General features: G+C 63.4%; 31 protein-coding genes and 4 pseudogenes. 16 read left to right on the forward strand and 19 right to left on the reverse strand.

Annotation, left to right across the window (positions count from 1 at the left end; translation table 11 throughout):
- Positions 1-186: 186 nt before the first annotated feature.
- Positions 187-291, reverse strand: a pseudogene (locus tag FOY51_RS27995) (TraM recognition domain-containing protein); the annotation flags it as partial.
- Between the two features lie 1081 nt (positions 292-1372).
- Here FOY51_RS27995 and FOY51_RS19205 point away from each other — a divergent pair.
- On the forward strand, positions 1373-2284 hold the full coding sequence (locus FOY51_RS19205) for a hypothetical protein (protein WP_149431876.1): 912 nt from the start codon (positions 1373-1375) through the stop codon (positions 2282-2284).
- An 87-nt stretch (positions 2285-2371) separates the two neighbouring features.
- Here FOY51_RS19205 and FOY51_RS19210 read toward each other — a convergent pair whose 3' ends face one another.
- The 9 genes from FOY51_RS19210 to FOY51_RS19250 form a co-directional block, all read right to left on the reverse strand.
- The gene (locus FOY51_RS19210; RefSeq protein WP_149431877.1) at positions 2372-3343 is read right to left on the reverse strand and encodes a hypothetical protein; all 972 of its coding nucleotides are present in this window, start codon (positions 3341-3343) and stop codon (positions 2372-2374) included.
- Between the two features lie 11 nt (positions 3344-3354).
- Positions 3355-4269: an ATP-binding protein gene (locus FOY51_RS19215; RefSeq protein ID WP_235916500.1), complete on the reverse strand. Its 915-nt coding sequence runs from the start codon at positions 4267-4269 to the stop codon at positions 3355-3357.
- A 118-nt stretch (positions 4270-4387) separates the two neighbouring features.
- Positions 4388-6457, reverse strand: coding sequence for a TnsB C-terminal domain-containing protein (locus FOY51_RS19220; RefSeq protein WP_149431879.1), 2070 nt, complete (start codon positions 6455-6457; stop codon positions 4388-4390).
- Positions 6454-7215 carry a TnsA-like heteromeric transposase endonuclease subunit gene (locus FOY51_RS19225; protein ID WP_214633121.1) on the reverse strand — a complete coding sequence of 254 codons (762 nt, stop codon included), beginning with the start codon at positions 7213-7215 and terminating at the stop codon, positions 6454-6456. The genes FOY51_RS19220 and FOY51_RS19225 overlap by 4 nt, the downstream gene beginning before the upstream one ends.
- Positions 7216-7481: 266 nt before the next feature.
- Positions 7482-7919: a PaaI family thioesterase gene (locus FOY51_RS27665; protein ID WP_235916501.1), complete on the reverse strand. Its 438-nt coding sequence runs from the start codon at positions 7917-7919 to the stop codon at positions 7482-7484.
- Positions 7920-7942: 23 nt separating this feature from the next.
- Positions 7943-8305, reverse strand: a complete 363-nt coding sequence (locus FOY51_RS19235) for a metallopeptidase family protein (RefSeq protein ID WP_149431881.1) — start codon at positions 8303-8305, stop codon at positions 7943-7945.
- 94 nt (positions 8306-8399) lie between these two features.
- Positions 8400-9050 carry an SRPBCC family protein gene (locus tag FOY51_RS19240; protein ID WP_149431882.1) on the reverse strand — a complete coding sequence of 217 codons (651 nt, stop codon included), beginning with the start codon at positions 9048-9050 and terminating at the stop codon, positions 8400-8402.
- Between the two features lies 1 nt (position 9051).
- The gene (locus tag FOY51_RS19245; RefSeq protein WP_149431883.1) at positions 9052-9420 is read right to left on the reverse strand and encodes an ArsR/SmtB family transcription factor; all 369 of its coding nucleotides are present in this window, start codon (positions 9418-9420) and stop codon (positions 9052-9054) included.
- A 60-nt stretch (positions 9421-9480) separates the two neighbouring features.
- A complete protein-coding gene (locus FOY51_RS19250; RefSeq protein WP_149431884.1) occupies positions 9481-10632 on the reverse strand; it encodes an epoxide hydrolase family protein in 1152 nt (383 codons plus the stop codon).
- An 80-nt stretch (positions 10633-10712) separates the two neighbouring features.
- Here FOY51_RS19250 and FOY51_RS19255 point away from each other — a divergent pair, with 80 nt between their 5' ends.
- The 8 genes and pseudogenes from FOY51_RS19255 (at position 10713) to FOY51_RS19285 (ending at position 17428) form a co-directional block, all read left to right on the forward strand.
- The gene (locus FOY51_RS19255) at positions 10713-11291 is read left to right on the forward strand and encodes a CGNR zinc finger domain-containing protein (RefSeq protein WP_149431885.1); all 579 of its coding nucleotides are present in this window, start codon (positions 10713-10715) and stop codon (positions 11289-11291) included.
- A complete protein-coding gene (locus FOY51_RS27670; RefSeq protein WP_235916503.1) occupies positions 11288-11479 on the forward strand; it encodes a hypothetical protein in 192 nt (63 codons plus the stop codon). The genes FOY51_RS19255 and FOY51_RS27670 overlap by 4 nt, the downstream gene beginning before the upstream one ends.
- 334 nt (positions 11480-11813) lie before the next feature.
- Entirely contained in the window at positions 11814-13298 is a 1485-nt protein-coding gene (locus FOY51_RS19265; RefSeq protein WP_149431886.1) for a flavin-containing monooxygenase, read from the forward strand.
- 87 nt (positions 13299-13385) lie between these two features.
- Positions 13386-14021, forward strand: a complete 636-nt coding sequence (locus FOY51_RS19270; protein ID WP_214633122.1) for a hypothetical protein — start codon at positions 13386-13388, stop codon at positions 14019-14021.
- A 199-nt stretch (positions 14022-14220) separates the two neighbouring features.
- The gene (locus FOY51_RS19275; RefSeq protein WP_235916505.1) at positions 14221-14556 is read left to right on the forward strand and encodes a MarR family winged helix-turn-helix transcriptional regulator; all 336 of its coding nucleotides are present in this window, start codon (positions 14221-14223) and stop codon (positions 14554-14556) included.
- Between the two features lie 29 nt (positions 14557-14585).
- A pseudogene (locus FOY51_RS19280) lies at positions 14586-16277 on the forward strand (MFS transporter); the annotation flags it as partial.
- A gap of 105 nt (positions 16278-16382) precedes the next feature.
- On the forward strand, positions 16383-16862 hold the full coding sequence (locus tag FOY51_RS27675; RefSeq protein WP_235916528.1) for a cysteine hydrolase family protein: 480 nt from the start codon (positions 16383-16385) through the stop codon (positions 16860-16862).
- A gap of 2 nt (positions 16863-16864) precedes the next feature.
- On the forward strand, positions 16865-17428 hold the full coding sequence (locus tag FOY51_RS19285; RefSeq protein ID WP_235916507.1) for a YbhB/YbcL family Raf kinase inhibitor-like protein: 564 nt from the start codon (positions 16865-16867) through the stop codon (positions 17426-17428).
- 58 nt (positions 17429-17486) lie between these two features.
- Here FOY51_RS19285 and FOY51_RS19290 read toward each other — a convergent pair whose 3' ends face one another.
- Positions 17487-18032, reverse strand: coding sequence for a TrmH family RNA methyltransferase (locus FOY51_RS19290; protein WP_187776391.1), 546 nt, complete (start codon positions 18030-18032; stop codon positions 17487-17489).
- Positions 18033-18089: 57 nt separating this feature from the next.
- The gene (locus tag FOY51_RS27860) at positions 18090-18224 is read right to left on the reverse strand and encodes a hypothetical protein (RefSeq protein ID WP_290367905.1); all 135 of its coding nucleotides are present in this window, start codon (positions 18222-18224) and stop codon (positions 18090-18092) included.
- A 113-nt stretch (positions 18225-18337) separates the two neighbouring features.
- Between FOY51_RS27860 and FOY51_RS19295 the strand changes: the two genes are divergently transcribed.
- From FOY51_RS19295 to FOY51_RS19305, 3 genes are read left to right on the forward strand one after another with little or no spacing between them, the layout of a single operon-like run.
- Positions 18338-19066 carry an SDR family NAD(P)-dependent oxidoreductase gene (locus tag FOY51_RS19295; RefSeq protein ID WP_149431892.1) on the forward strand — a complete coding sequence of 243 codons (729 nt, stop codon included), beginning with the start codon at positions 18338-18340 and terminating at the stop codon, positions 19064-19066.
- 27 nt (positions 19067-19093) lie between these two features.
- Positions 19094-19606 carry a DinB family protein gene (locus FOY51_RS19300; protein WP_149431893.1) on the forward strand — a complete coding sequence of 171 codons (513 nt, stop codon included), beginning with the start codon at positions 19094-19096 and terminating at the stop codon, positions 19604-19606.
- A gap of 7 nt (positions 19607-19613) precedes the next feature.
- On the forward strand, positions 19614-20015 hold the full coding sequence (locus FOY51_RS19305) for a PPOX class F420-dependent oxidoreductase (RefSeq protein ID WP_149431894.1): 402 nt from the start codon (positions 19614-19616) through the stop codon (positions 20013-20015).
- Positions 20016-20018: 3 nt separating this feature from the next.
- Here FOY51_RS19305 and FOY51_RS19310 read toward each other — a convergent pair whose 3' ends face one another.
- Positions 20019-20162 carry an FAD-dependent oxidoreductase gene (locus FOY51_RS19310; RefSeq protein WP_149431895.1) on the reverse strand — a complete coding sequence of 48 codons (144 nt, stop codon included), beginning with the start codon at positions 20160-20162 and terminating at the stop codon, positions 20019-20021.
- A 281-nt stretch (positions 20163-20443) separates the two neighbouring features.
- Between FOY51_RS19310 and FOY51_RS19320 the strand changes: the two are divergent.
- Positions 20444-20766 (forward strand): annotated as a pseudogene (locus FOY51_RS19320) (hypothetical protein).
- 16 nt (positions 20767-20782) lie between these two features.
- Here FOY51_RS19320 and FOY51_RS19325 read toward each other — a convergent pair.
- Positions 20783-21667, reverse strand: a complete 885-nt coding sequence (locus tag FOY51_RS19325) for an aldo/keto reductase (RefSeq protein WP_149431896.1) — start codon at positions 21665-21667, stop codon at positions 20783-20785.
- A 101-nt stretch (positions 21668-21768) separates the two neighbouring features.
- Here FOY51_RS19325 and FOY51_RS19330 point away from each other — a divergent pair.
- Positions 21769-22430 (forward strand): annotated as a pseudogene (locus FOY51_RS19330) (MmyB family transcriptional regulator).
- 119 nt (positions 22431-22549) lie between these two features.
- Positions 22550-23338, forward strand: a complete 789-nt coding sequence (gene mddA, locus FOY51_RS19335) for a methanethiol S-methyltransferase (protein ID WP_149431897.1) — start codon at positions 22550-22552, stop codon at positions 23336-23338.
- Here mddA and FOY51_RS19340 read toward each other — a convergent pair.
- Together FOY51_RS19340 and FOY51_RS19345 are read right to left on the reverse strand one after the other, a co-directional pair.
- Positions 23335-23757, reverse strand: a complete 423-nt coding sequence (locus tag FOY51_RS19340; RefSeq protein ID WP_214633123.1) for a DUF1772 domain-containing protein — start codon at positions 23755-23757, stop codon at positions 23335-23337. The two genes, mddA and FOY51_RS19340, sit on opposite strands and share 4 nt — an antisense overlap.
- Positions 23758-23897: 140 nt before the next feature.
- Positions 23898-24278: a DoxX family protein gene (locus tag FOY51_RS19345; RefSeq protein WP_149431898.1), complete on the reverse strand. Its 381-nt coding sequence runs from the start codon at positions 24276-24278 to the stop codon at positions 23898-23900.
- Between the two features lie 81 nt (positions 24279-24359).
- On the opposite strand from FOY51_RS19345, the gene FOY51_RS19350 reads away from it, so the two are divergent.
- Positions 24360-25238, forward strand: a complete 879-nt coding sequence (locus tag FOY51_RS19350) for a sigma-70 family RNA polymerase sigma factor (RefSeq protein ID WP_149431899.1) — start codon at positions 24360-24362, stop codon at positions 25236-25238.
- Positions 25239-25251: 13 nt separating this feature from the next.
- Here FOY51_RS19350 and FOY51_RS19355 read toward each other — a convergent pair whose 3' ends face one another.
- The 3 genes from FOY51_RS19355 to FOY51_RS28200 all read right to left on the reverse strand — a co-directional run bounded on the left by FOY51_RS19355 (position 25252) and on the right by FOY51_RS28200 (position 26773).
- Entirely contained in the window at positions 25252-26052 is an 801-nt protein-coding gene (locus FOY51_RS19355; protein ID WP_149431900.1) for an alpha/beta fold hydrolase, read from the reverse strand.
- A gap of 61 nt (positions 26053-26113) precedes the next feature.
- Positions 26114-26629: a class I SAM-dependent methyltransferase gene (locus FOY51_RS19360; RefSeq protein ID WP_442862206.1), complete on the reverse strand. Its 516-nt coding sequence runs from the start codon at positions 26627-26629 to the stop codon at positions 26114-26116.
- A gap of 9 nt (positions 26630-26638) precedes the next feature.
- The gene (locus FOY51_RS28200) at positions 26639-26773 is read right to left on the reverse strand and encodes a hypothetical protein (RefSeq protein WP_442862207.1); all 135 of its coding nucleotides are present in this window, start codon (positions 26771-26773) and stop codon (positions 26639-26641) included.
- Between the last annotated feature and the right edge of the window lie 18 nt (positions 26774-26791).

The raw sequence follows: 26791 nt of genomic DNA on the forward strand, positions 1-26791 counted from the left end.
CTCGGGGCCCCGAGCGGGTTTCTGCTCACGCTGGTAGAACTAACTTGATCGGGCCCACGTCGTATCAGTCGGGGCCATCGCCGCGAGCGTCCTGTATCCGCCGGGTGCGGTTCAGGTCGATGCGGCGTTGCCGCTGGTCTTGGCGCTGGATGTAGATCTCGAGCTGCCACAGCAGGAAGTGTTCGGCGTCGGTGTAACGATGCCGCGAGATCCGAAGTGGCTGTACTGCTTCGGCAGCTCCGGCCACCGCACGACGTTGGCGGCTTCGTCGAGGACCGCGAGCATCGGCACCGACTTCTTGTGCCGCGGGGTTGTCGGTGCTCGCAAGTACTGTCGAACGCACGCGAGGTACGGCCAACGGTTCAAGCATGGAGATATTGGTGTGAGTCGGAAATACGGACGTCGAAATCCGAAACGGCCGCCCCGTTGCCGACCGGCGCCGGCGCCTCCAGCCGGCGACAATGGTGCGGACGTCGAGGTCGACGCGATGATGGAACTACTCGGGGCTCAGATCTTTCCAGTCATGTGCGCCGACGTCGGGCTCGTACCGATGCAGGCTGCGGACCGGCAGACCTTGTTAGCGCGACTTGCGCTAGGGCCGACTCTGACGCTGATCGTGGGGCGCTGGACGCGCTTCGACGTCGCGGCGACGACTGACTGGCAAACCCGTCGAGTTCAACTCGAATTCATTGAGGGCATCGACGCCGACTGGGCGGATGCTCTACGTGAGCGAGTTACTCGCGGCCATGTTGTATTCGTGCCGCGTTCGGTCGCGCAACTCGTTCGCGAGGTGCTTGAGTCCGCTAGCACGGACGCGACTGCTGTTGCCCCGGAACCGAGTCAGCTCACGCATATGCTGCTTTCGATCAACACCGAGCACAATTCGACCGAACTCAGCCCAACCGGAACTGTGACCCGTGCAATCGTCGAACGAATGCGTGATGAGGTCTTCGGACTTGACGCTGAGCAGACCACAGCCCGCCTACGTGAGTCGCTGATCACCGAAATAGCGAGCGTACTGTTCGACGCTCCTCTCAAACTTGAGATACTGCAGGGGAACAGCAGGGACACTTGGTTCAGGCCGTGGCCAGCTCAAGTCATCCGCCCCGAGCTCGGTGCGACGCCGGCAGACGCGTTCGCGTCGGCGAACGGCGTTCCGCTCGTCGACGTGCTCAAGGTTGGCTCGTACATCGTCGACCAAATGCGGTCCTGCACCCAGCTCCGGTTCGGTAGGTCCGAATTGATAGACGCTGGCGCGACAGAATCAGCTGTGGACTACTGCATCCGCGAGATGTCCAGTCCGCTCGGAAGTTTCCGGTCCAACCTGCGCCGTGATCGTCGACGCGGACCGATTGAACAGCAGCGCTATACGATGACGCGTTTCCCCTTCCTACGGATGCCGGACGATTCGGTCGTCGTGTTGCGCTACCAATGGGTTGTCGATCGCTTCTTTGGCTCGATGCTGTACTGGCCGACCTTCGTGGGGCTGCCAGGATTCCAGCCTCCCGGCACCGCCGACCCCGGATCCGTCGCTGAGGCGTTCAGCGACGGAATGAACCACGTCTTCGAACGGTCGGTCGGTGAGGGATTGACCAACCTCGTCAACAACAGTCGATTGGCAACACGGTTGGTCACCGAACCCGAGTTGCAGGAAACGTGGGCGGCCCGGCGAGGCGAGACGCCATCGGCGTGCGATTGGGTAGTCGTCGTGGGCAAGCTGTGCGTCGTCGTCGACGCCACGAACCATCACCTGGATGCCACGCTCGCTCAGGCCCTAGGTACGGTCGACGACTATTCCGCAGAGATCGAGGCAACGTTCTCCAACCCGAACGAGAAGTTCGACCAGCTCGGCAAAACGATGGATCGGTTGGCAGAGTCAGGCTTCCGCGAATTCGGGCTGGCACGCAATCCCGTGTTCGCGCCGCTCATAGTTGTTCCCGACGGGGGTCTCCCGAATACGCCCACGACCGACCTCGACCTTCAGTTGCGGAGCCAACCAAATCTCGGGCGATTCAACGGCCAAATGTACCCACCCGCGGTCGTCACACTTTCCATGCTTCAACTCCTGGAGGGAGTAGCCGAGTCGTTCGGACGAAATCCCTTCTATCCCGATGTGTTCGAGGTAATCAACGCATGGCGTAGAGCAAGCATGATGCCCCCGGGTACGACGCTCGACAAAATTGTCGATAGCAGGCTTCCGGCCCGCCCGATACCGAAGCGGATTCTTCGCGCGCACACTGCGATGAATGCGCAACTCGCTTCGCCGCCGCCCGATGGAATCTGAAGTTGTTCGATGATGCAGATTCGTGTCCGACGCGACGATTGCATCGAATCGGAGCGGTTGCCGCCCCTCCTATTGGGTGTCTCATTGTCAGTCAGCGCGGGAAGAAGTCGTGATTGTCGCCACTGCCGCCGTTGAACGATGGGTGACTGCGCCGGGCAGTACGAGCACCCTCCGCTCCGAATCTGGCGGCACGGTTCTGGGAATGGCAACGATCGGGCCACTCGGCGCATCGAGTTCCATCCAGCGGGGGTGGCGGTCGTTGACCCATTGGATCAAGGGGTCGTGCGCGCCTTCAGGTCGGTAGCGGCCGGTCACACTACGCGCGACCTGATCACGGGCGCGGTTCCACCCGGTTGGTCCGCTCAGCGCGTCCTCGACCCAGGTGGCGTTGGTGAGCAGCAAAGTCAGAGCGACGACGGCAGGATACTGCGCGGCGAGTTGATGCTCCGCTATGGCCGCGTAGGACTCAGGATCGGCGCCGGGCAGGCGTTCCGCCCGCGCGGTGACCGCGGGCAGGGCGTTGCGTCGGTGCCAGCGATCGATGATGCCGGCGGCTTCGGCACGTGCTTCGCGGACGGCAGCCGCGCCGATGCGCACGATGAGGCGCCTGTGGATCCGATTGGCGCGCACGATTTCCGGTGCTTTCTGGAGAACCATCTGGTTCGTCGAGCCGTCACCGATCCATCGATGGTGCCGCAGGCAGACGCAGTCTTCATCGTTGTGCCACACCGTGATCCGGCGACCGCCGTGCCGTGCGGTGCAGAGTCGACACGGTTGCCCGACACCGGTAAAACCGGGAGGTGGGCGAAGCTTGCGTTCGCCGAGGTTCACCGACGCCTCCCGGAGTTCGGGCAAGGTCCGTGTGAGAACGTCGATCGAGTGCCCGGTCAACGCGGCCAATGTGGCCACCGGGTTCGGGGGCGTGTGCCGCACCACGCCGAGCAAATACCTGGCGGGCAGCCCATTTCCGACGGCAAGCCGTTGCAGGAAGAGCAGCAGCACCTCGTTGCGTATCGGCACCGTTCGCAGCGGGAGCCGTTGCGGCACGACCAGTTCCACCGGCGACATCTTCAGCCCGTCGAGGTCGATGCAGGACGTTGGTGCGGAGCTACGGTTTCGGCGGCGTGATCCAGGACGGTCGCATCCAGCAGATCGCGGGTGACCGCTTCGGAGCCGGACACGATAGCCGACAGAGCGGCGGTGCGGATAAGCTGCGACAGGCTCGAGATCGACCCTCCGGTGCGCTGGTGCAGATACTTGGCGTTGCGCGTCAACGTCCCCGGCGCGTGCTCGTAGAGGCGAAGCGCGGCCTCCAACGTGGCGACCAGCGAACGCCATTCGTCACCGAAGATGAACGGGCCGGTGTGCACCAGCACCGATCGAGCGGAGATCTGCTTACCGCGCACGCCGGTGAACAGCCCCGAGCGTTCGACATTGATCCCGGCGTATACGAAGGTCGCCGGCATGTGCTCGGTGAAGTACTTCAAGTGATCGGACATGTCCTCGCCAGCACTGGTAGCCAGGTTCAGATTGTGGATCTCGTCGACGATCACCAGGTCGGTCCGGGCCTCGGTCAGCACGTGACAGACGGCGTCGGCGATGTCGGTCGTGTTGTAGCGCGGCTTGTCCGGCAGGCCAAGGAAATGTGCGAACTCGCTGGCGAGCTTGCGTGGTGACCCCTTCGGCGGTGTGGTGATGTAGACGACGGGGATTCTGTCGTGGTCGGGCCAATGACTACGCACCTTCTGCTCGTGCACCTTGCCGAGCAATTTGATCGTGGTGGATTTGCCGCTGGCCCACGGACCGTCGACGATCAACGACCGGCGCGCGCTGATCTCTCGCTGATTGAGCATCATCAGCAGTCGGCCCTGATGAATGATCTGACGAACCGTGGACGTTTCCACGACCACCAGCTCGGAGTGGTAAGCGATGCGCCGCTCGTCATACTCCTCGCGAGCCGCCGCGCCGAGATCGTCGAAGGACATCCGATCCATGAGAGTCAAATGGACTGGTTTGTTGTCGACGAACTGCCGCCACCCCTCAAGCGTGACGGTCGGTAGCCGCCGATGTTCTGTGTGACCATCCCCGGACCCGTTCACGTTCTCACCACCAGGACTTGGCCTCCTTGTCGGGATCGAACACCGGTAGCGGGATCACGTCGGCAATGTCGTCGTCGGCGTCCTGCTCGGCCAATGCGGGCCCGGCTACCGGTTCGGTCGGCGGGATCGGCGACGCAACAGAGTTGGTGGCGCGGGTGCGGGCCGCCACGCGACGGCCCTTGCGAGACGACGCAGCCCGGCCGGCGTTCGACGGCGCTGCGGCCCGGTCTAGCAGGTCGTCGACCGCCGCGGTGATCGTTTCCTCGGTCGGTGCTTGCTGGCCGCGTTCGGCAACGACGCGGCGGGCATGGTTCCACGCGTCCTGCCCGAAGGGTTGCGGTACCGCCCGTAGCTGCTTCCAATAGGCGGTGATCCAGGCATCGTCGGCGCGATTGCGGATCCAGACCCTCGTCACGTCGTATGGGTCGTAGTGCACCGCCCACCTGCCGCCGAGCGCGGCGATGCCGGACTTCTCTCCCCGCAACGGATTCAACGCTTCGTCGTCGTAGACCCGGTGGTCGATCTTGACGCCGTAGGCGTTAATCACGCGCGGCACGCTCGGAAGCAGCCGGATGTAGTCCTCGCCCGAGAGCGGTGCCGGCACATAGCCCGCGACGGCAAGCAGCGCCGCATACTTCTCGTTCGGCGTCAGCATCTGCTTGCTGCTCAACGGATCCCGCAGCCCGTCGTGCGGGCGATTCTGCCAGCAGGTGACGATCCACTCGTCGAGCAGACTCTGCAACTCGACCAAGGAAAACGCCGCCTGCCCCTCCGCGTTGTTGCCGCGCCGCTCGACCGACGAGCCGAGATAGCCGGTGACCTTCTCCGCGAACAATGTCGCGACCGAGCCCAGGGTGCGTTCGACGATGCCCTTGTCGGTCGGCGTGTCCGGATGGGCGGGCTGGATCGTCACACCCAAAGTACGACATGCGGAACGGAACGTGTTCGACACGAACACTTTTCCGTGGTCGAACACGATCGTCTCCGGCACGATCACAGGTCGCGCAGCGGCATCGCGTAAGCGGTCGTCGACCGCGAGCATGTGCTGGAACGGCAACGCCGAGTTCGCCATAGCGATCGCCTCCGGCCATCCCGGGCGCATCGGCTCCGGCGTCATCGCCTTCGCTAGCAGTAGTGCGGCGTCGACCGCCTTCGTAGTCGGGCGCAACACCGCCGCCGCGATGCTGCGGGTCGCGACATCCACTAGGGCAGTTAACTCGACCCGACCGATCACCCCGTCATCCAGAACGATCGCGACATCGAGTGGGGTGGAGTCGATCTGAGTGAGTTCACCCGGACGCACCGCGACCACCGACCCGAACGGGCCCGTCGGCTGCTTGGCCAACGTACGCCGCGTCCGAGCCGATCCGGTCGCGTGCCGAGCCTCGGCCATCCGGTCCAGCAGACGGTAGAACGTCGGCCGAGACGGCATCGAAACCGACTCGCCCGGATACTGTTCCGCCAGATCCCGCTCCACCGCGCGGCGCAGCCGGTCGGCGCTCCCCGACGATGCCTCGGTGTTGGCCGCCAGGACTCGACGCACCGACGCAACCACCCGCTCGTCGGCACGGCCCAGCGCCGACGACCGCCTGATCAGGCGTTTGTCGACCAGACCGAACACATTCTCCGCTTCATAAGATTGCCGCATCCGCTGCAACGACCGCAACGGGATCGGCTCGCCGGATGCGGCCATCTCGGCCGCCTTGCTGACCTCGCGTTGACGCAACGTCGTTGTCAGAACGCAATATTCGGGCCGGGGCAGAGTCCCCGTCGGGGCATCGAACGGCACGCCGTCCAGGATCTCGGTGATGTGGTGCTCCAACCGCAGCGCCCGCTCACGCACCTCCACGGGAAGCTGTTCGAAAATTGGTGGGGGAGCGATACGTCGCGACCGCTCGCTCGACAGGACCCGGAATGTCCTGTCGGTCAGCAGATCAGCGGCCCGCACGGTCAGCGGTGCACAACCCGGCGTGGTCAGGTACACGACCGTGCCGTCCACGCCGGACACGTCGTACTCGGTGTCACCGAAACGAATACGCGAACCGACCCGTATCCGACGGCTGTCGGCGCTCATGCAGCCGACCGGCCACGGACGACCGACGCCAGACTCAACGGCACCGAACCAAGATCGGTCGCGATTCGATGTATCCAGATCAAATGAAAGATAGTCGGCAGCACCACGATCGGAGGCCCGCACCGCTCGGCAAGCGTGCCGATCGGCATCGGAGCCGCCGCCAATACCTCGGCGACGACCGCCGCGATCGCCGAGTCCAGACACCGACGGTGCCGATAACCCGCGAGCCAACGCAGATTCGCTGCGAACACCGGATCGAGTTCTCCGACTCGCGTATACCGCCAGCCAGCCGCCTCGCAGCACCTGCCCGTCGCGGCGAACACCGCTGCGTCATGCTCACCGACCAGAGCGTCCGGACGCACATCGACAACCCAGCCCGTTCCGTCGCCGCAGCGGACGAAATAGTCCGGTGTATGCGCCACGGCTCGCTCGCCGACACGTAACCCGAGCCGGAACGGCTGACTCGCGATACCAACCGACTCGCGAACGAAATCCAGCTCCATCAACCTGTCGCGCTCCACCCACGACTCGAACCCGACGTGGTCGCCTGTCGTTGCCGACCACCATTCGCCGACGAAATTGCGTTGTCCCTTGTAGGTCCGCAGCGCGCGAACCGGCCGACCCGACTCGAACGGCCGGTGGTGAACCCGAGCCAGCACATCGGACTGTTCACCACCATCGTCACAAAACGTCACAGTGACAAATTCGAGTGGATCACGCCTCGGCGGAGGAGGCGGCGCACAGACCGCTGTGGTCATGCGCCAACTGTAATGAGACGAAACATGCAGGTGCGCCAACTGAACTGAGACACGCCGAGCGAATACGTCAGATCAAACGAGACTGCGCCACATCAGGCGAGACAGGACACGTGCGGCTGTGGCGTTGTGTTCAGTTGCTCCTGTCGGCGTACTCGCAATTCGACATATTGCCGATAATCGACATTATGTCATTTAAACGCTGCACACTGCATCTGATGAATCATCGACTGCAGTGGCGTGTCCCCGATCAACGGGCCGCTGCGGGCTCAGACAGCGTCCTTCGCATCGGTCAGCGGAATGACGCGTGCGGTGGCTGTCGCGCTGGCGATCCTCACGCTGTCCTCGGTTGTCAGTACGGCATCGAGGTCTGCCATGTCGCCGCGCCGATCGACGACTCGGCCGGTACCGAGGATCCGGCCCGGCCGGACTGGACTGTGAAATGTGGTGTGGATGTCCAGCGTCGACTGGAATTGGTCGGGCTCGAGCGTCGCGAGTAGCGCCGGACCGACGGTGTCGTACAGCATGGCGGCGAGAAATGCGCCGAGGACGTTGCCGGCCGGATTGGTGAACTCGTGCGGCGCAGTGAATGCGACGCAGGTTGTGGCGGATTCCTTGTCGTGCGAGAGGAATTCGAATCCAAGCGTCTTCGCGGCGGGTGGAATCGGTGCACGTCCGTGCACGCCGTCCCAGAACGGTCCCGTCAAGTAGTTCTCCGATCGGATCACACTCAATATCGATCCAGCTCGATCAGTCGCTCATCGCTGATACCGAAGTGATGAGCGATCTCGTGAAGCGTGACGTGCTTGACTTCGCGATGCAGGCGATCGGCATCTCCACGCGCAAGTCTGGTGAGAGGTCCGCGGTAGATGCTGATCTTGTCCGGCAGCACCCCACCGTAGTTGCTGCTCCTACGCGGCAGCGGCACACCGCGATACAAGCCGAGCAGAGGCTGACCATATGGCGGCTCGTCCTCGACGACGATTTCGACATTGTTGATCGCTTCGCGAAGCCCATGAGGCAGAGAGTTCAGTGCGTCGTCGATCGCGGCTTCGAAGGGATCGAATTCGTCGGGCCGCGAATCTGCTTCCACTCCACCATCGTGCCAGAACCTCTTGCGACGGTGAGGTCCACGCCCACTGCAGTGCCCCGCGGAGCCTGACACCGCACACGACTTTCCTGGTGTCTCAGCGCTCGTTGCCTCCGGGGACGTAGAACGCGGTGGTGGCCTTGACCGCGGCCGCCACGTGATCCGGATCGCCGCCGGCGGCCAGGTGAGCTTCGCCCCATGCCACAGCGCTACGCCCGGCGAATTCGCGGCCCGCAGGCGAGGTCTCGAACTCCTCGTGGTCGAAGGCATCGCTGTCGGCCAGGAACTGGGCCAGGGTGAGGAGACGCAGGTCCCAGCCCACACCACCGGAACCGGGGCCGTAGGTCGGGAACATGGGCTCTCCGACCGCCACCGCATGGACCAACTCGAACTCCGTGTGCCCGGCAGGGCCTGGCGACAGGCGCACCTCCAGCTCGCTCGTGCCCGGCCACTCGTCGGCGCCGGGTCCGAAGAGCCAGGACACGCGCAGCCGTCGCGGCGGGTCGCACGCGAGAATCTCGCCATGCTCACCACCGTCGAGCTCGAACGACCCACCGAGCCGCAGATCCCCGGTGACCGGCTTCAACCAACGGCCGAGTCGGTCGGGATCGGTGACGGCGTTCCACACGTCGTCGACCGACGCGTCGTAGGTGCGCTGCAACTCGATCGTGTACGCATCGCCGGCGGGCAGGGTTGCTGTGCCCATCGTCCGGCGCGCAGCGGCCAGCTCGTCCAGTACATCCTTCATTTCATGTTCCTTTCGCTAGCGGATTGGTCTTGCCATCACTGGCGGTCCGAGACGCACGCCTGCCGCGTGCCAGCTCGGTCTCCAGAGCATCGAGTCGCTGATCCCAGAACCCGCGAAACCGTTCCAACCACACGTCGATGTCGCTGAGCGGCGTGGCATCGACGGCGTAGAACCGGCGAGTTCCCTCAGCCCGGACCGACGCGAAACCGTTCTCACGCAGAACGCGCAGATGTTGCGACACAGCCGGCTGGGAAAGTGCGAACTCGGCCCGGATCACGTCTGTGATTGCGCCGGAGGTCTGCTCACCGTCGGCAAGCAGCTCCAGGATGCGCCGACGCACTGGGTCTCCGAGGATGTCGAAAGCGTGCACAACACGGACAATACCTAGTTGTGCTTATATAAGCTAACTCCGGTATTCAGCACAAGAGGTTCACCTATGTGCGGCAAGCACTGCGGCAAGACCTTCGCGCAGATCGCTGACGAAATAGGCGGGAACCTCGAGCGACGGAAAGTGCCCGCCTTTTTCCGGTGCCCTCCACCGCATGATCTGGCGGAACCGTTCTTGCGCCCAGGCACGCGGATACTTCTCGATGTCGTGTGGATACGTCGTGATCGCCGACGGGACGTCGACCCGCAAATCCGGATCGAGAGAGTTATGACTTTCGTAGTAGATACGAGCTGACGATGCCCCCGTCCGCGTCAACCAATACAGCGTGACGTCGTCCAAGAGACGGTCGATCGAGGTCGTTTCGAAAGGACTGTCTTCGGTGTCCGTCCACTCGGCGAACTTGTCGAGGATCCAGGCCAGCAACCCGACCGGCGAGTCGACCAACGAGTAGCCGATGGTCTGCGGTCGAGTCGCCTGCTGCTTCGCGTATGCCGCGCGGTGATGCCAGAAATCGTGGCTCTCCTCGGTCCATGCGCGCTCCGCGGCCGACAGCCCATCCGTGGTCATCCCTGGCGGGGCCTGCGCAACCGTTGTGTGGATGCCGAGTACCTGCTCTGGGAATCTGCCGCCGAGGATCGTGGTGATCACACCTCCCCAGTCGCCGCCGTGGGCTAAGAACTTGCCGTAACCGAGCTGCCCCATCAGCTCTACCCAGGCAGCCGCGATCTTCTCTGTCCCCCACCCTGTGGTCGCCGGCTTATCGCTGTAACCGAAGCCCGGCAACGACGGGACCACGACGTGAAACGCCGGCGCCCCTGCATCTTTCGGATCTGCGAGTTCGTCCACTAGGTCGATGAACTCGGCAATGCTGCCGGGCCAGCCGTGCGTCAAGATCAGCGGAGTGGCGTCTGCGCGCGTCGAACGACGGTGCAGGAAATGGATTCCGAGGCCGTCGATGGTCGTGCGGAACTGCCCGATGCGGTCGAGTCTCGACTCGAACGCTCGCCAGTCGTAGCCGGTACGCCAATAGTTCACCACGTCGACGAGATCGGCGAGCGGAACGCCCTGGTCCCATCGTCGAGGGCCCGACACCGTCTCGGCTTCCGGGAGCCGCGCCGCCGCCAATCGCGAACGCAGATCGTCGAGTTCGACATCGGATACATGAGCTTCGAATGCTTGCACGTCCGCAGACATGAGACCTCCAGGCGTTGGTGAACCGTCTAAGACGGTTCTAACATGTCTCCAGGTTCCGAGCAACCAGCTAAGGTGGTTCCATGCCCAGCGAGTTCCCTGACTTCCGACTCGGCAGCGTTCTGGCAACCAGCTTCACGGGGACCCTGTCCGAGCGTCAGGGCATCTCGGTGGAGCGCATTCCCACTCCGCAACGACTGGTCGATTGGCTGGAGGTGAGCGGCCTCGCCGTCGACTCTTGCACCGCAGCCCAGCTCGAACTAGCTTGGAAATTAAGGGAATCGATCCACGCCGCCGCATCGGCGGCCGCAGTCGACGACGTACTCCCCCAGTCAGCCGTCCGAGTAATCAACGATTTCAGCAGTCACGGTCGCGCTTCAGCGCTTCTGACACTTGCGGGCACTCGACGATGGCGACTTGGCGCGACTTCTGGCGTCGAAGATGCCCTCGGCGTCATCGCCGCCGACGCGATCAGCATCATCGCAGGCGAACGAGACGGAAAGTTGGCCTTGTGCGCGTCACCCACGTGCCGAGCTGCCTTCTTCGACACCAGTCAAAGTCGAACCCGCAAATGGTGTGACATGAACACGTGCGGCAATCGGCAGAAGAAGGCGCGCTTCAACGCCAGTCAGCGAACCAGCGCCGGGCCCACTCAGCCGTGAACGACAAGAGAACCGACGGCTCTGTTTCGGGGCATTTCGTCACTGCGGAGTTCGACTACGACGGCGGCCGCGAGGTCACCGTGTTCGTTCCGCCAGAGCCGCCGAAGGCCATCGTGTTCGCGGGCGACGGCGAGCGATCGCGCAATGGGGCCTGCTGCTCGAGACAGCGGGCTCACCTTCGACGATGATCGTCGGCGTCCACGGGCCGGCCGATGAGGCGTCGGAGCCATTCTTCCGGGAGAAGGCGACCCGCTGGGCAGATGCGCTCCGCGACGCCGGCGGGGAGGCCGTATTCAAGGAAAGAATCGGGTCGCACGGTGACTCGTTCTGGCGCGAAGAGCTTCCGCTCATAGTCCGCCTGGGCATTCCGAGACTGACGCCGACGTAGACGTTCAGCCGCCGGGATGACCGCCGTCATTCTGATCGCGATACGGTTCGAGGACCGCGACCCGGTCGACACCTTCGGCGTTGGCTTCGGGCGGACAACTTGACATGATCGTGCGGCACCTGGAGGACAGTGACATGGAGACCGTCGAGAGCCTTTCGATTGCGATCATCGGCACCGGTTTCGGTGGCCTCGCCGCCGCTATCGGGCTGAAGACGCGCGGCTTTCACGACATCGTCATCCTCGAGAAGGCCGACGACGTCGGCGGAGTGTGGCGCGAGAACACGTACCCCGGCGCAGCGTGTGATGTGCCGTCGCCGTTCTATTCGTACTCGTTCGAGCCTAATCCCCGCTGGCCGCACCGGTTTTCGCGGCAGCCGGCAATCCTCGACTACATCCGGACCGTTGCGGACAAGTACGACGTCAGCCGTCATATCCGTTTCGGCACCGAGGTACTCGGCTTGACATACGACGCCGCAACTGGAAAGTGGACCGTCGCATTGAGCACGGGAGCCCCGCTCGTAGTCGACGTTCTGGTCTCCGCTGTCGGTCAGCTGTCGCGACCGGCGTTCGCCGACATTCCCGGCCGCAACCTGTTCACAGGCGAAAGCTTCCATTCCGCGCAGTGGGACCATGATGTCGACCTGACCGGAAAGCGAGTTGCCGTGATCGGGACGGGTGCCAGCTCGATCCAGTTCGTACCCCAGATCCAGCAGCAAGTCGCCGAGCTCGTGTTGTTCCAGCGCAGCGCGCCCTATGTGATCCCGCGATTCGATCGGGAGTTTTCACCACGACATCATCGAGTCTTCGAGACGGTCCCTGCGACAGAGCTGGCCGAGCGAGCCACCTGGTACGGCGTCGTTGAGGGGCTCAGCATCGCGTGGGTCTACTCCAAACCCCTTTCGCGCGTTCTGAAGCGTCTCTCCAAGTGGCACATGCGCCGCCAAACCAAATCGAAGCCAGGACTCTTCGAGAAGGTGTGGCCGGATTATCCGATCGGCTGCAAGCGGATCCTGTTCTCCAACGATTACCTACCGGCGCTCGCGCAGCCCAACGTCGATGTGGTGACCGAACGGATCCGAGAGATCACTCCTGGCGGGATCGTGGCCGAGGACGGTCACGTGCACAACGTCGACGTCATCGTCTGGGGCACCGGTTTCAAGGCGACCGAGTTCCTCGAGCCGATGTCCATCAAGCGCGCCGACGGCCGTCGCCTGACTGACGAATGGTCAGGCGGTGCCCACGCCTACTACGGCATGACCGTTCCGGGGTTCCCCAATCTGTTGAACATGTACGGCCCGAACACCAACACCGGCGGGGGTTCGATCATCTACTTTCTGGAGTCGCAAGCCGCATATCTGGCTGATTACGTCACGCATATCGCCGCGACGGGCACGCCCCTGCAGGTGCGTCCCGATGTCGAAAGATCGTACGACGAACGCGTACAGCAGGAGCTCCGTGGAAGTGTCTGGAGTCAGTGCACCTCGTGGTATCGCCAGGCCGACGGTCGGATCACCACGAACTGGCCGTGGCTCGGAGTGCAGTATCGCCGGCAAGCGAAGTTCAGGCCGTCGGACTACGAGAGTGTTTCGGTGACCGGCCGTCTGCCGGAACTTCGATGACACCGAAACTCCGAAACATCTTGCGCCCGTGACCAGCCGAGCTACGCTCGTCACCGTGGCGTGAACGGGGTCGCGCAGCGTGTTCGGATGTCCATCGAGGCAAGGAACGCCATGCCGAAGACTCTCGTGGTACCCGGTCGCACCGCCGCCGCTGTCCTGATTCTGGTCGTCGGGATGATCGCCGCTCTCGCGCAAACGGCGAACGCCACTCCCCCAACGGCCTGGTTGCATGTGACGATCCACGCCGACTTCCTCAACTCCGGCGAGTGCGGCGACTTCGATCATCCGTTCAGCGACGTCAGGAAGTCGGGTTACTGCGCTGCCGGCGTGCATACGGCCGGACACACGCCACCGTTCACCGACCGCAGGCGCGCCGATATGAGCTGGACGAGTTGGGGAGTCCTCCCCCTCGACAGCACCAACATCACGATCTCGGTCAGTACGGATCACGTCATCGCACAGATCAGCGGTCAGATTCCGGCGCGTAGCTCGGGCCGGTTCATGCCGACCGGATTCTCGGGCGTGCCATGGACAACGGACGGTATCGATTCGCGGAGCCCCGAGGACACACCCGGCGGACCGTGGCATCTGAACGTGAACGACGTTTCGGCACCGCTGGGCTCGCGGCAGCATTACCACGTCTACCTCAACGGATGGGCGCCCCTGCTCAGACAGGGCGGCGCACAACCCCCGTCCTTGCCGAACACCGGAAGCGGCAGTTGACGCAGTCCAGTCGGTCGCATACGCGACCTCATCTGCATCGGTCGAGCGGCTCGGGTCGGTTTACTAAAGTCACCTTATAAAGTAGGCTTAGCATATGGCAGGTGACGCGACCCCCGGGGCGGTGGCAACTACCCTTCTGGCAAGCGTCAGCGTGCTCTTACGCCGGATTCGACAGATTCCTACACCGGGTGAGCTCACCATGCCCGAGCGAACTGCCCTGTCTCGCCTCGAACGTTCCGGCCCCACCACTTCGTCGAACCTTGCACGAGAGGTGCAGATCACCGCCCAGGCCATGGGCGCGACGATCAGCGACCTGTGCACTCGCGGACTGGTCGAACGCCGCCCGGACCCCAACGACGGTAGACGCGTCGTGCTGAGCGCTACCGATGCCGGCTTGCAGGCGCTGAAAGACAAACGCAACGCGCGAAGCGAACTCGTTGCCCAAGCACTGACCAGCGGTGCTTTCAGCTCGACGGAGCTGGCGCAACTCGCTGCCGCCGCCGCGCTGCTCGAGCGGCTGGCACACCACATCTGACGCAGAAAGAACCTGAAGGACACAAGTTGATGACGGATCTTGGGACGTCGCTCGACGCGCGCCGGGTATCCGATGGCCGGTACAAGTGGACCGCTCTGACGAATACCACCGCCGCGGTATTCATGTCTGCGTTGGACGGCTCCATCGTGCTGATCGCCCTGCCCGCGATCTTCAGAGGTGTACACCTGGATCCGCTGGCGGCGGGCAACATCGCGTACCTGTTGTGGATGATTATGGGATACCGACTGGTTCAAGCCGTCCTCGTGGTCACGGTGGGTCGGCTCGGCGACATGTATGGGCGGGTCCGGATCTACAACGCGGGATTCGCGGTGTTCACCTTCGCCTCCATTCTGCTGTCCTTCGATCCGTTCGACGGTGGCCATGGGGCGATGTGGCTGATCGGCTGGCGAGTGCTGCAAGCAGTCGGTGGCTCGATGCTGACCGCGAACTCGGCAGCGATCTTGACCGATGCCTTTCCCCAGGATCAGCGCGGCTTCGCGCTCGGCGTCAACCAGGTCGCAGGCCTCGCGGGAATGTTCATAGGACTGGTCGCAGGCGGTGTGCTCGCCGCTTGGGACTGGCGGGCCGTGTTCTGGGTCAACGTCCCCGTCGGGGTCTTCTTCACGGTATGGGCGTATCGCACCCTCCACGACACCGGCAAGCGTGTTGCCGGGCATATCGACTGGTGGGGAAATATCAGCTTCGCCGTCGGCTTGAGCGCAATCCTGATCGGAATCACCTCTGGCCTACAGCCTTACCGCGGCCACACCATGGGCTGGACTAGCCCGCTGGTGGTCGTCCTGCTCGGCGGTGGTCTCGCTTTGCTGATCGTGTTCGTGGCAATCGAGAACCGGGTCGACTCGCCGATGATCCAGTTGAGCCTCTTCCGTATCCGAGCCTTCAGTTTGGGCAACCTTGCGGGGCTTGCCATCTCGATCGGCCGCGGCGGGATGCAATTCGTACTGATCGTCTGGCTGCAGGGCATCTGGCTTCCGTTGCACGGCTACAACTACGAAAGCACCCCACTGTGGGCGGGCATATTCATGCTGCCGCTGACCGCCGGATTCCTCGCCGCCGGCCCGGTTTCCGGCTACTTGTCCGACCGGGTCGGCTCACGCGGTCTGGCCACGGGCGGAGCCGCGTTGTTCGGCGCGAGCTTCCTCGGCCTGATACTCGTCCCGATCGACTTCAGCTACTGGATCTTCGCGGTGTTGATCGCACTCAACGGGATCGCCAGCGGCATGTTTGCCTCTCCCAACTCGTCCTCGATCATGGGCAGCGTGCCCGCGCAGTTGCGTGGCGTCGCTTCGGGTATGCGCGCCACCTTCCAGAACTCCGGCACTGCCGTTTCGATCGGCGTGTTCTTCTCCCTCATGATCGCCGGGCTGGCCAGCAGCCTCCCCCGCACCCTCACCAGCGCACTACAACAGCAGGGCGTCCCCGCTGATCTCGCCACCCAGGTCGGCAACCTACCCCCCGTTGCCTCACTTTTCGCCGCGCAACTCGGCGTCAACCCGATCCAACACTTGCTGCAACCGAGCGGCGCCCTGAGGCAACTCACAGCCGCGCAGCAACAAACGCTGACCGGACGGGAGTTCTTCCCTGCGCTCATCTCCGGGCCTTTTCACTCGGGGCTGGTCATCGTGTTCGCGTTCGGCGCGACGCTCGCCTTCGTCGCCGCAATCGTCTCGCTGCTGCGCGGCACAAATAGCACTACCGACCCAACAGGAGAAGCCGCCATGGCATTGACAACGATCGACCCGACGACCGCGTTGGTCGTGATCGACCTGCAGAAGGGCGTCGTGTCCGCCGTCGCCGACAATTCGATGACTGCTGTCGTCGGGCAAGCAGCACAACTGGTCGCCGAGTTCCGGCGACACAGCTTGCCGGTGGTTCTGGTGAACGTGATCGGACGTGCGCCGGGTCGTACCGAAGCTGGATGGTCCAGGGGCAGCGCCGCAATGTCGGCCAACTGGGCTGATCTCATCGACGAACTCGACGTCCAGCCGACCGATCACCTGATCACCAAGCGCCGCCGCAGCGCGTTTCACGACACCGGCCTCGACACCCTGCTGCGAGATCTCGGTGTTACCCAGATCGTGCTCGCGGGTATTTCGACCAGCGCAGGCGTCGAGTCGACCGCCCGATCGGCATCCGATTACGGCTACCACGTCGTGCTCGCCACCGACGCCATGGGCGACCTGGAATCCTACTCGCATCGGCACAGCATCGAACGCGTCTTCCCGAAGATCGGGGAAACAGCCACCACGGCCGAGGTCATCGACATGGTCGGGGCAACGCGATGAGCATGCTCGGTCGACTCCTGAACAACCGCAGAGCCGGCGACACTCACACAGCCTGGAACCGGCCCAACCTGCACGGCCCGGAACTACTGACCGTCAGCAGCCGACATATCGATGACGGCGGCGCAATACCACTGCAGCACTGCGCGAAGAACATCGGCGGCGACGACTTGTCCCCCCACCTGGCGTGGAGCTCACTACCAACCGGGACGACACAACTGCTCCTCGTCGTAGAGGACATCGACGTTCCCATGACGAAACCAGCGGTGCACTGCCTCGCCTTGGTCGAGCCGGCGATCGCACACCTCGAGGCGGGTGCCCTGGCTGCACGGCGGCCCGGCAACGGTGTGCGGGTGCTGCGGTCCACGATCGGACGCGGCTACCACGGTCCGGCACCGATCAAGGGGCACGGGCCGCACCACTACGTCTTTCAACTCTTCGCACTGTCCTCACCCCTGGACGGCACCGGTGCGTCCTCGCCAGATCGTGTTCGCCCTCGAACCCTTCTGTCCGGAATCGACTCGCCCGTCCTCGCCCGCGGTCGACTGACCGGCGCATTCGAACGCTGACCTGAACGATCGCCTTGTCCTGGTCGAGGTCATGACAGAGCGGTGGCAACGCAACGATTCACATCAACCCCGCCGCCTTGTACAACACCAGCGAGGCTGCGACGGCGACGTTCAGGCTGTGCCCGGAGCCGAGCATCGGTATCTCCACGGCCGAGTCGAGAAGTTCCAGCGCCTCCGCTGGTATGCCGCTGCCCTCGTTGCCGAGCACCACGATCGTTCGACGACGCGCCGCAGGCAGATCGGCGAGTCTGATCGACTCGTCGGCCAGCTCGACGCCGAGAATTGCAGAATCACCCGCGCGTTGGCGGTACAGCCACCGGCACACGTCGCCCTCGATCCAGTGCACACATTGCTTGTGCCGCAGAGTATTTCCACGCCGCAGCGCTTCGGGCACCCATGGCAGGCGAGGAACTGCCAGGCACGCGCCGACAGCGTCACACGTTCGTAGCAGCGTACCGAGATTGACGCCGTGTTGCGGCCATAGCGGTGCGGCGATGAGATGGTTCCAGCATTGATGGCGTGCTGGTCTACGCTGTTGTTGCAGTTCTGATTTGCTTCTGATTCGCGGCGGTTGTCGGTCCCCACGACCCGATCGGCCGGTCACAATCGGTCGGGAAAAGCCCTCCCGCGCAATGTAGTAGTCATCGACACGATCTTAGCTTCATCGATTGAGAAATCGGTACATCGCGACAAGCAGGCCGACGACGATCATCAGGTACACCAGTCTCGACACGATGAAGACACCAGCGAGATGTCCGCCGCTGATCCCAGCGTTCGTGAGGGCGAGTACGTCCACTCTTCGAGGCTACCGCCGCATTGGTTCTTCCTCGACTGACAATTCGACAAGCTGCTCATTCACTACAAGTCGCGAGACTCGCGATCAATTCGAACATGGAAGAAGGCACCGACATGACCGCCAAAACGGCCCTTGTCACGGGGACCAGCAGGGAGGCCGGGCTCGGCTTCGCCGTGGTACGACAGTTGGCCGAGCTCGACTTCCACGTCATCGTCACCGCCCGCGATATCTCGCAAGCGGAACCGCTTGCGGAGAAGCTTCGCCAGGACGGACACGCAGCGACCGCCCTACGACTCGACTTGACCGATCGAACCAGCATGGACGAGGCCGTGGGCTACCTGGCTCGCACCTTCGGCAGCCTCGATGTGCTCGTCAACAATGCCAGCGACATGCCCGACTTCCGAGTTCTGTCCGCGCTCGACGCCGACATGGATGCGGTGCGTAAAGCTATGGAAGTCAGCGTGATCGGGCCCTGGGCGCTGACCCAGTCGATGCTCCCGCTACTGACGGCCGCGCCCGCGGCTCGGATCGTGAACGTCTCCAGCACATCCGCGCTGCAGATCTCCGACGGCCTCGACCTCGGCGCGAGCCTGCGCGCACCGGCCTATTCCATGGCGAAGCACATGCTCAACGGCTTGACCGGCGTGCTCGCTCGCGCATTGGACGACACTCCGATCCTGGTCAACGCGGTCGACCCGGGCAACACCGCCACGCACCCCGAACGCGGCGACGACAACGACCGATCCGCTTCCGAGAGCGCAAAGGACATCGTATGGGCAGCGGTTCTCGGCACCAACGGTCCCACCGGAGGACTCTTCGCCAACGGGAAGCGTATCGCCTGAAGCCACGAAGGAACGGAGTGAAATCGCATGAGTATCAACAGAATTACCGAGGGCACTGAGCGGGCGCTCATCGAGAACACGCTCGATCGCAATCGTGAAGCACTCATCGACACCGTACGAGGCTTGTCGGATGCGGACGCCCGCCGACAACTGGTTATCTCGTTGACAACACCCATCTCATTGATAAAGCACGCCGCAGGTGCGGAACGCATTTGGTTCCAACGGTTCTGGGCAGGGCTCGACGAAACCGAGTGCGACGGTTACTCGAAGCGAGACGAAGGCACGTTCGCCGTCGCCGACGACGAATCGTTGGCCGACGTCATTGCCGAATTCCAGCGCGCCAGTGCACGATCGCGTGCGATCGCCGCCCGGTTCGATCTGGACGACACCAAGGACAATCCTCGCGAAGGAACCGTCAGTATGCGATGGACACTGCTTGCCATGATCGAAGAGTTCGCCCGGCACGCAGGCCACGGCGACATCTTGCGCGAACAGATCGAAGCGCCCCGATCGGGACCGCCCTGCCATACGCCGGTATAACTGACCGATGGCTCCGACATTCAGCGATGTTTCCGGCGAGAAGTACCTTCTCCTGACCACTTTCACCAAGGACGGCAGGCCCAAGCCAACGCCCGTCTGGGGTGTTCCCGAGGGCGACAAGTTGCTGATCATCACCGATGACGGATCGTGGAAGACCAAGCGCATCAACAACACCCCTCGCGTGACGATTCAGAAATGTGGAATCTTCGGCAAGGTGCAGGGCGAGCCGGTCGAGGCGGTAGCGCGCATGTTGCCGAAGTCGGATACGAGGCGCGTGTTCGACAAGATCGTCAGGCGCTACTGGCATCACGCCATCTATTTCGTTCCGCAGGCCATCCTGCGCGGTGGCATCGACAAGGTGCATGCGGCGATCGAGGTCGAGGCACCGTCGAGCCCGACCCAGCACTAGCCGTCAGCAGGCCCGGCGCATCGCTTCGAGGACTTGGCGCGCAGCCCTTTCCCCCGACTCGATGGCTCCCTCGATGTAGCCGGCATGTTCGCAGGCGGTCTCGGCTCCGGCCCAGAAGATTGCGTCGTCGATCGGGTCCGACGGCATGGGAGGATTGCCTCGGCGTCTGCCTTGTCACGCCAGAACGGCTCGACATCGATGCCCTCACGGTGTAACGCTCGTGCCGCGATCAACCCCGCCATGCCCGCACCGATCACAGCAACAGTGGTACTAAGCGAATCAGCCGGCTCGGTGGGCATCGACATGCGAACGACCCTACCGATACAGCAACATCACATTTCTTGTTCGGTGTCGTATCGGTCGCCGCCCATTCGTGGAGTAGACGAGAGACAGCCGCTCCTGGCCGTCCCTGGACGAGGAGGAACACCATGACCGCCACCTACACATTCGACGTCTTTTCCAGCCTCGACGGCTACGGCTCCGCCACCGGTGACTGGACCGGCTACTGGGGAAAGCAAGGCCCCGAGTTGCTCGATCACCGATACGCCTTGTTCGGCCAGGAGCAACAAATGGTGTTCGGAGCGAACACCTCGTCGACCGCGTCCAGGTGACGCTCTTCCCTGTAATCACCGGGCAGACCGGGCAAGATCCAATCTTCGAGGGCGCGGCCGACTTCGACCTGGAATTGCTCGAGAGCCGTGCGCTCGATCGAAACATCCTGGAACTGATCTACCGACCCACCCTGCATTGATCGCTAGTGCGCCAACTCAGGCTTCGGGAATGTCCCTCCGAAACTTCTCGCGCGTGATGGCGTCGGGCTCGGGTCCGCCACGCACACCGGTGTCGAGCCCGTCTATCGCGTCGAGTTGGTCTGCGGTGAGCTCGAAATCGAACACGTCGAAGTTCTCCGCGATGCGCGACGGCGTCACCGATTTCGGAATGACCTGACGGCCCTCTTGCAGGTGCCACCGCAGCATAACCTGCGCGGCAGTCTTGTTGTGCGCCTTGGCAATACCGACAATCGTGGTATCTTCCAGCGTCGAACCGTGCGAGCCGTCCCGGTAGAAGGTGATGCCGCCGATCGGCGACCACGCCTGCGACACGATTCCGCGATCGGCGTTGGCGGCCAACACTTCTGGCTGGCGGAAATACGGGTGCACCTCGATCTGGTTCACTGCAGGCACCACCGATGTCTTCTCGGCGAGGTCGGCGAGATGATCGGGCATGAAGTTGCTGACGCCGATCGCGCGTACCTTGCCGTCGGCAAGGAGTTTCTCCAATGCGCGGTACGCATCGACGGTGAGCTCGAACTCGCCAGGCAAAGCTTGATGCAAGATCAACAGATCGATCTGCTCGATCCCGAGCTTGCGCGCACTCTTGTCGAAGGCATGCAGTGTCGAGTCGTAGCCGTAGTCGGTGATCCAGATCTTCGTCTCGACGAAGAGCTCGGCGCGTGGGATACCCGATCGTGCGATCGCCTCCCCCACACCCGACTCGTTGCCGTAGGCAGCTGCGGTATCGATGTGGCGATATCCGGTCGTCAATGCGGTCTCGACCGCGGTGGCCGTCTCGTCAGGGGGCGTCTGAAAGACGCCGTAACCCAGGGCGGGTATTTCGACGCCGTTGTTCAAAGTCAGGTTCGGGAGGCTCATGATCTCCACAGTAGGAGGCGGTGCACAATCGAGGGAGGTTCCACGCACCCAGGTACCGACAGTGCCTCCCCTTGATTCGGCACCGCACCTACGGTGGCTACATGGGCCCGACTGATCTGCGAACCGAAATTCGCGACTTTCTCAGCTCCAGGCGAGCGCGTATCACTCCCGAGCAATCCGGCCTTCCCGCTTACGGCGGCAATCGCCGAGTCAAGGGATTGCGCCGCGAAGAGGTTGCCGTGCTCGCGGGTGTCTCGGTCGACTACAACATCCGCATGGAACGCGGCAACCTCGCGGGCGCCTCCGACGGCGTCCTCGACGCGTTGGCCAATGCCCTGCAACCACGCGCTTCCTCTACCTCCATCCTGTAGCCGCGGGAGAATTCTTTGTCGACTACGACATGGTTGCCAGGGACGCGGCTGCGATGCTCCGCCTCGAGGCGGGGCGCAATCCGCACGACAAGGCGCTCATCGAATTGGTCGGCGAACTGTCCACCCAGAGCGATCTCTTTCGTCGGCACTGGGCTTCACAAGATGTGCGATACCACCGGAGTGGCCGAAAGCGGCTGCGCCATCCCGAAATCGGTCAGCTCGACCTCGACTTCGAGGCGATGGAGCTCCCCGGCGAGCCGGGACTTCGGCTCAACATCTATACCGCGGCCTCGGGCACGCCGACTGCAGACGGACTCAAGCTGCTTGCCTCGTGGGCAGCAAGCCAAGCAGCGTTACCGACCGAAGGCGTATCGGCCCGCAGCATCGAATAGCCCTTCCGCCCAGTGCCACTACGGGGGTGCGGTGACTCCCACCCAAGGGCACCTTGTTCCGCACCTCGCCCGATCGGAGACTCCAATGATTGGAGTACCCAGCGATCGGAGAGAACATCATGGCCGAGATGGTCGATACACCGCGGACGCCGCCCACCCTTGGGCGCGGCCGAACCCTGATGACCGCATACGGTGCCGTCGTCTACGCGGCGTTCCTTGTCGTGTTCTTGTACGCGATCGGATGGGTCGAGGATGTCGTTGTCCCCCATAGCATCAACGACGGCGCCGACGCCCCCGCCGGCGTCGCGGTAGTGATCGACCTGGCACTCGTGGCAGTCTTCGCGATGCAGCATTCGGTCATGGCGAGGCCGTGGTTCAAACGGCGCTGGACGAAGATCGTGCCCCAGCCGATCGAGCGGTCCACATACGTCTTACTCGCCACCGCGGCGCTCGCTCTGCTGATGTGGCAATGGCGCCCACTCCCCGGGACCATCTGGGACATCGACTCGACTCCGATCCGCGTTGCGGTCTTCGCGGCGTCCCTTGGCGGATGGGGACTCGTGCTTGCCGCGACGTTTGCCATCGATCACTTCGATCTATTCGGATTGCGTCAAGTTTGGCGCAATCAACGGGGAAAGATGGCTGATTCCAATCACTTTCGTACGCCGTTGCTGTACCGCATGATTCGACACCCGCTGTACACAGGTTTCGTGATCGCATTCTGGGTCGCGCCGACGATGACGTGGGGTCGACTGGTGTTCGCCGCTGGGATGACCGGATTCATCTTGATCGCAATTCGTTTCGAGGAACGCGACCTGGTCGACACGTTCGGTGACGACTATCGCAGCTATCGCTCGCGGGTGCCGATGCTGATCCCCCGACTCGGTAGCCGAGCGCGGAAGTCCTAAGCCACCGCGAGCACGACGCACAACGCTACGAGCGCCGTGGCCTGCAGAGCAACTCTCACGTTGATCACACCGTCCCAAGTTGCCTGCAGGACACGAGCGTTCGGGTGCGCCCGACCGCGTTGGGCGGCATCGACGAGTTGCTTGTTCACTGGCAAGCTGATCTTCGCGAAGATTCCCAACCACACGACAAGTGCGAGGACGGCAATCGAGGCTGCCGTGGCAGCTACGACATTGCCGGACGCGGCCGCGACGACGGCCACCAGCACCGCACTCACCAGGCCGGTGATACCGATCGGCGGAAACCGCTTGTCCGCCACCCGGTGTGCGTGCCCCATCGCGGCGGTGAGTGCAGCGTCATCGACGGCCTGCAACGCCGAACGCTGAACGACTGCCGCAAAGACATCGGTTCCAAAGATCACCGCATTGGCCCAACACGGACACTGCCGCGACCACCGAGACGATCACGCTCATCATCGATCCTCCTCGTAGCACTGCTAGATGCAGGAGCGACGCTACCACCGATACGCATCAGTTCCTAGCGCTGCTAGCGCGAGCGGCGTCATACGAACGCGTGTGGACCGAACCGACCCCAGGCAACGAAAACCGCCAGTCCCAAATAGGTCAGATCGACCAAGACGTGAACAAACTCGCGTCGTCGCGACGTCACGACTGCTGCGCCGACCATGATCGCCGCGACTCCGACCGCCGCCAGCGGCACGAGGACCGGCACGATATCGAGCGCGGCGGGGACCACCAAACCTACGGCGCCCAGTATCTCGACAACTCCGAGAAGCTTGACGAATCGAGCGCTGAAGTCGTTCACCCATCCCCCACCGGGTGCCTTTGCCAGCGTTGCCTTCGGAAGGAACACCTTGTTGGCACCCGCCAAGGCAAACACGGCGGCCAACAAGCAAGCGATAATCCACAGCGTGAGGTTCATGATTTTCTCCTTGCCGGTTACCTCGACCCGTTCGGGTCCGTCATCACCTATGACGGAATACGAACGGCGGAGGTAACGAACATGAGCGGATCATTTCCCGACAGCTCCTTGGCAGATGCCTTCGTCGAACAACGGCCGCGCCTTGTCGCCGTCGCCCATCGAATACTCGGATCGCGCGTCGACGCGGAGGACGCAGTTCAGGAAGCATGGCTCCGACTCGCGCGCCAAGACGCCGCGACCATCGACAACCTCAGCGGGTGGCTGACCACCGTCGTCAGCCGGGTCTGCATCGACACCTTGCGATCGCGAAAGGCCAAACCCGAGCAGCCGTACGACGACGATCGTGTGCCCGAGATGATCGTCACCGAAGACATCGACCGAATGCCCGAGGAAGGTGCGCTGCTCGCCGATTCGGTGGGGCTGGCACTGCTGGTGGTACTCGATTCCCTCAGCCCCGCCGAGCGACTGGCTTTCGTTCTGCACGACACGTTCGCGGTGCCGTTCGACGAGGTCGCTCAGATCGTCGGAAAGTCCACCGACGCAACCAAGATGCTTGCCAGCAGGGCCCGACGGAAGGTGCAGGGCACACAGCGTCCGGCGTCCGAACTACAGCGCCAGCGCGATGTGGTCGATGCGTTTCTCTCAGCCGCAAGAAGTGGTGACTTCGAGGCGCTGCTGGAAGTTCTCGACCCGGACGTGCGATGGACCTCGCACACCGCGCGAGGCGTGGTGGTGCGGCTGGGCGCAACCCAGGTGGCCGGCCGAGCCAAGCAGGGTGCGCACGCGAAGGTCAGCGGCCGTCGCGTTCTGGTCGACGGCCAACCAGGACTCGCTGCCTGGGGTCCGACCGGCAAGCCCCTGAGTGTCATGGCATGCACGGTGGTCGACGGCAAGATCGTCGAGATCGTATCGGTGACAGATCCGAAACGACTTGCGACCATGGATCTTCCAAAGGTGTAGGGCTGATCGACGCCTATCTGCCGAAGACCCTGGTCGCAAAACTTTCGATGATCTCGGCAACTCGGCGCGGGTCGCCGTCGTTGCCGTTGTGCCCTTCTCTTGGCAGAACCACCTTCGTCGCAGTGGGCATGACAGCTTGCAGTGCCGCCAATCGCCGACCGAGATGCGCCGGACTCCGGTCGCCCGCCAGGAAGACCGTGGGAACGGTGATCGTCGCGTAGGCAGCACGACGATCACCGAGGTCGTCGATCGCATCGGTGTCGGCGAGTTGTCTCGGGACGAATGCGCGAATTCGCGGAACGCATCCGACCAGCACTCGAAGCAGTAACGCAAGCGCGCGCGATCCCTCCATCACCGTTCTGTCGAAGATCGCCATTGCCTTGCCCGACTTGCCTGCGTCGTAGGCGGTCCACGCATCGCGAACACCGGCTCCGCCGAGCGGCGGCCCGATCACCGCGGGAGGCTCGTAAGCCACCAGCCCGACAAACGATTCCGGTGCCGCGACAACGGCTTCCAACGCAACCACGGCCCCCGACGAGTGCCCGACCAGCAGGATCGGTTCCCCGATTCGCTCGACCAGCCGCAGAACGTCCGTGACCTCCTGTGCCATCGATACCGGTTCGCTCGGTGTCAGGTCGAGTCGATACTGGCGTCGATGCAATCGAACAACTCTGAACCGCGGGACCAGTTGCGCCGCAACCTTTGCCCAGGCCGAACTGTCACCCATGCCGCCGTGCACGATCAGCAACACCGGCCCGGCACCTTCGTCGACCGCCTGAATCTCGGTGCCGTCTATCGCCGCTACGCTCAACATGGCACCAGCGTCCGCCGTTCGCCTTTCATCCTGCTTGCACGCGTCTTGCGCGACGCAGGTTCTAGCTCCTGGTGATCGTTGCCAACCAGGCGGGCGCGCCCGTGTCGCCGTGATACCTCGTGTGAACCCGCTCCGGTTCGATTTCGATCCCTGACCATCCCGTACTCGCGTCGAACGCCGCCCGCAAGTCGTCCTGACTGATCGGGTGCGGGCCGATGTCGGCGCCCACATCGGCGAAACACAGCAGGTACAGCGTCCCTCCAGGTGCGATCACCGAACCTAGACTCGACGCGTATCGACGCCGTTCGTCGCTGTCGAAAGTGTGGAACAGTCCGCTGTCCAACGCTGTCTCGAAGGTGCGGTGCAACCGCTCGAGCGCAAAGGCATCGCCTGCGACGAACTCGACGTCGATGCCGCGGTCAGCCGCCTTCTCTCGGGCTTTCGCCAAGGCGGTACCGGCGACGTCCACGCCGACCACCGACAATCCCCGAGACGCAACGAGAAGTGCGTTCTCGCCGCTCCCACACCCGGCGTCCAGCACCGCCCCGTGGAATCGACCTTCGGACTCCAGCCGCACCACAGCCGGCTAGGGGCCTACGTCCCACGGCGCGGGGCCGTCGTTGTACGACTCGTCCCACGGCCGACCCATACGACGTTCTTCGTTGGTCGGCACTCGGCCGTCGAACGGATCGTCGGCCGGAGAACCTGCTGCGTCAGGCATGCTCGTCCTTCCCGATAT

The sequence above is a fragment of the Antrihabitans cavernicola genome (assembly GCF_008297975.1).
Classification (GTDB): domain Bacteria; phylum Actinomycetota; class Actinomycetes; order Mycobacteriales; family Mycobacteriaceae; genus Antrihabitans; species Antrihabitans cavernicola.

Coding starts and splice junctions, on each gene's coding strand:
- FOY51_RS19205 (WP_149431876.1), top strand. CDS start 1,373: ATGACGCGTTTCCCCTTCCTACGGATGCCGGACGATTCGGTCGTCGTG.
- FOY51_RS19215 (WP_235916500.1), bottom strand. CDS start 4,269: ATGTCCTTCGACGATCTCGGCGCGGCGGCTCGCGAGGAGTATGACGAG.
- FOY51_RS19220 (WP_149431879.1), bottom strand. CDS start 6,457: ATGAGCGCCGACAGCCGTCGGATACGGGTCGGTTCGCGTATTCGTTTC.
- FOY51_RS19225 (WP_214633121.1), bottom strand. CDS start 7,215: ATGACCACAGCGGTCTGTGCGCCGCCTCCTCCGCCGAGGCGTGATCCA.
- FOY51_RS19240 (WP_149431882.1), bottom strand. CDS start 9,050: ATGAAGGATGTACTGGACGAGCTGGCCGCTGCGCGCCGGACGATGGGC.
- FOY51_RS19250 (WP_149431884.1), bottom strand. CDS start 10,632: ATGTCTGCGGACGTGCAAGCATTCGAAGCTCATGTATCCGATGTCGAA.
- FOY51_RS19255 (WP_149431885.1), top strand. CDS start 10,713: ATGCCCAGCGAGTTCCCTGACTTCCGACTCGGCAGCGTTCTGGCAACC.
- FOY51_RS19265 (WP_149431886.1), top strand. CDS start 11,814: ATGGAGACCGTCGAGAGCCTTTCGATTGCGATCATCGGCACCGGTTTC.
- FOY51_RS19270 (WP_214633122.1), top strand. CDS start 13,386: ATGTCCATCGAGGCAAGGAACGCCATGCCGAAGACTCTCGTGGTACCC.
- FOY51_RS19275 (WP_235916505.1), top strand. CDS start 14,221: ATGCCCGAGCGAACTGCCCTGTCTCGCCTCGAACGTTCCGGCCCCACC.
- FOY51_RS27675 (WP_235916528.1), top strand. CDS start 16,383: ATGACTGCTGTCGTCGGGCAAGCAGCACAACTGGTCGCCGAGTTCCGG.
- FOY51_RS19285 (WP_235916507.1), top strand. CDS start 16,865: ATGCTCGGTCGACTCCTGAACAACCGCAGAGCCGGCGACACTCACACA.
- FOY51_RS19295 (WP_149431892.1), top strand. CDS start 18,338: ATGACCGCCAAAACGGCCCTTGTCACGGGGACCAGCAGGGAGGCCGGG.
- FOY51_RS19300 (WP_149431893.1), top strand. CDS start 19,094: ATGAGTATCAACAGAATTACCGAGGGCACTGAGCGGGCGCTCATCGAG.
- FOY51_RS19305 (WP_149431894.1), top strand. CDS start 19,614: ATGGCTCCGACATTCAGCGATGTTTCCGGCGAGAAGTACCTTCTCCTG.
- FOY51_RS19310 (WP_149431895.1), bottom strand. CDS start 20,162: ATGCCGTCGGACCCGATCGACGACGCAATCTTCTGGGCCGGAGCCGAG.
- FOY51_RS19325 (WP_149431896.1), bottom strand. CDS start 21,667: ATGAGCCTCCCGAACCTGACTTTGAACAACGGCGTCGAAATACCCGCC.
- mddA (WP_149431897.1), top strand. CDS start 22,550: ATGGCCGAGATGGTCGATACACCGCGGACGCCGCCCACCCTTGGGCGC.
- FOY51_RS19345 (WP_149431898.1), bottom strand. CDS start 24,278: ATGAACCTCACGCTGTGGATTATCGCTTGCTTGTTGGCCGCCGTGTTT.
- FOY51_RS19350 (WP_149431899.1), top strand. CDS start 24,360: ATGAGCGGATCATTTCCCGACAGCTCCTTGGCAGATGCCTTCGTCGAA.
- FOY51_RS19355 (WP_149431900.1), bottom strand. CDS start 26,052: ATGTTGAGCGTAGCGGCGATAGACGGCACCGAGATTCAGGCGGTCGAC.
- FOY51_RS28200 (WP_442862207.1), bottom strand. CDS start 26,773: ATGCCTGACGCAGCAGGTTCTCCGGCCGACGATCCGTTCGACGGCCGA.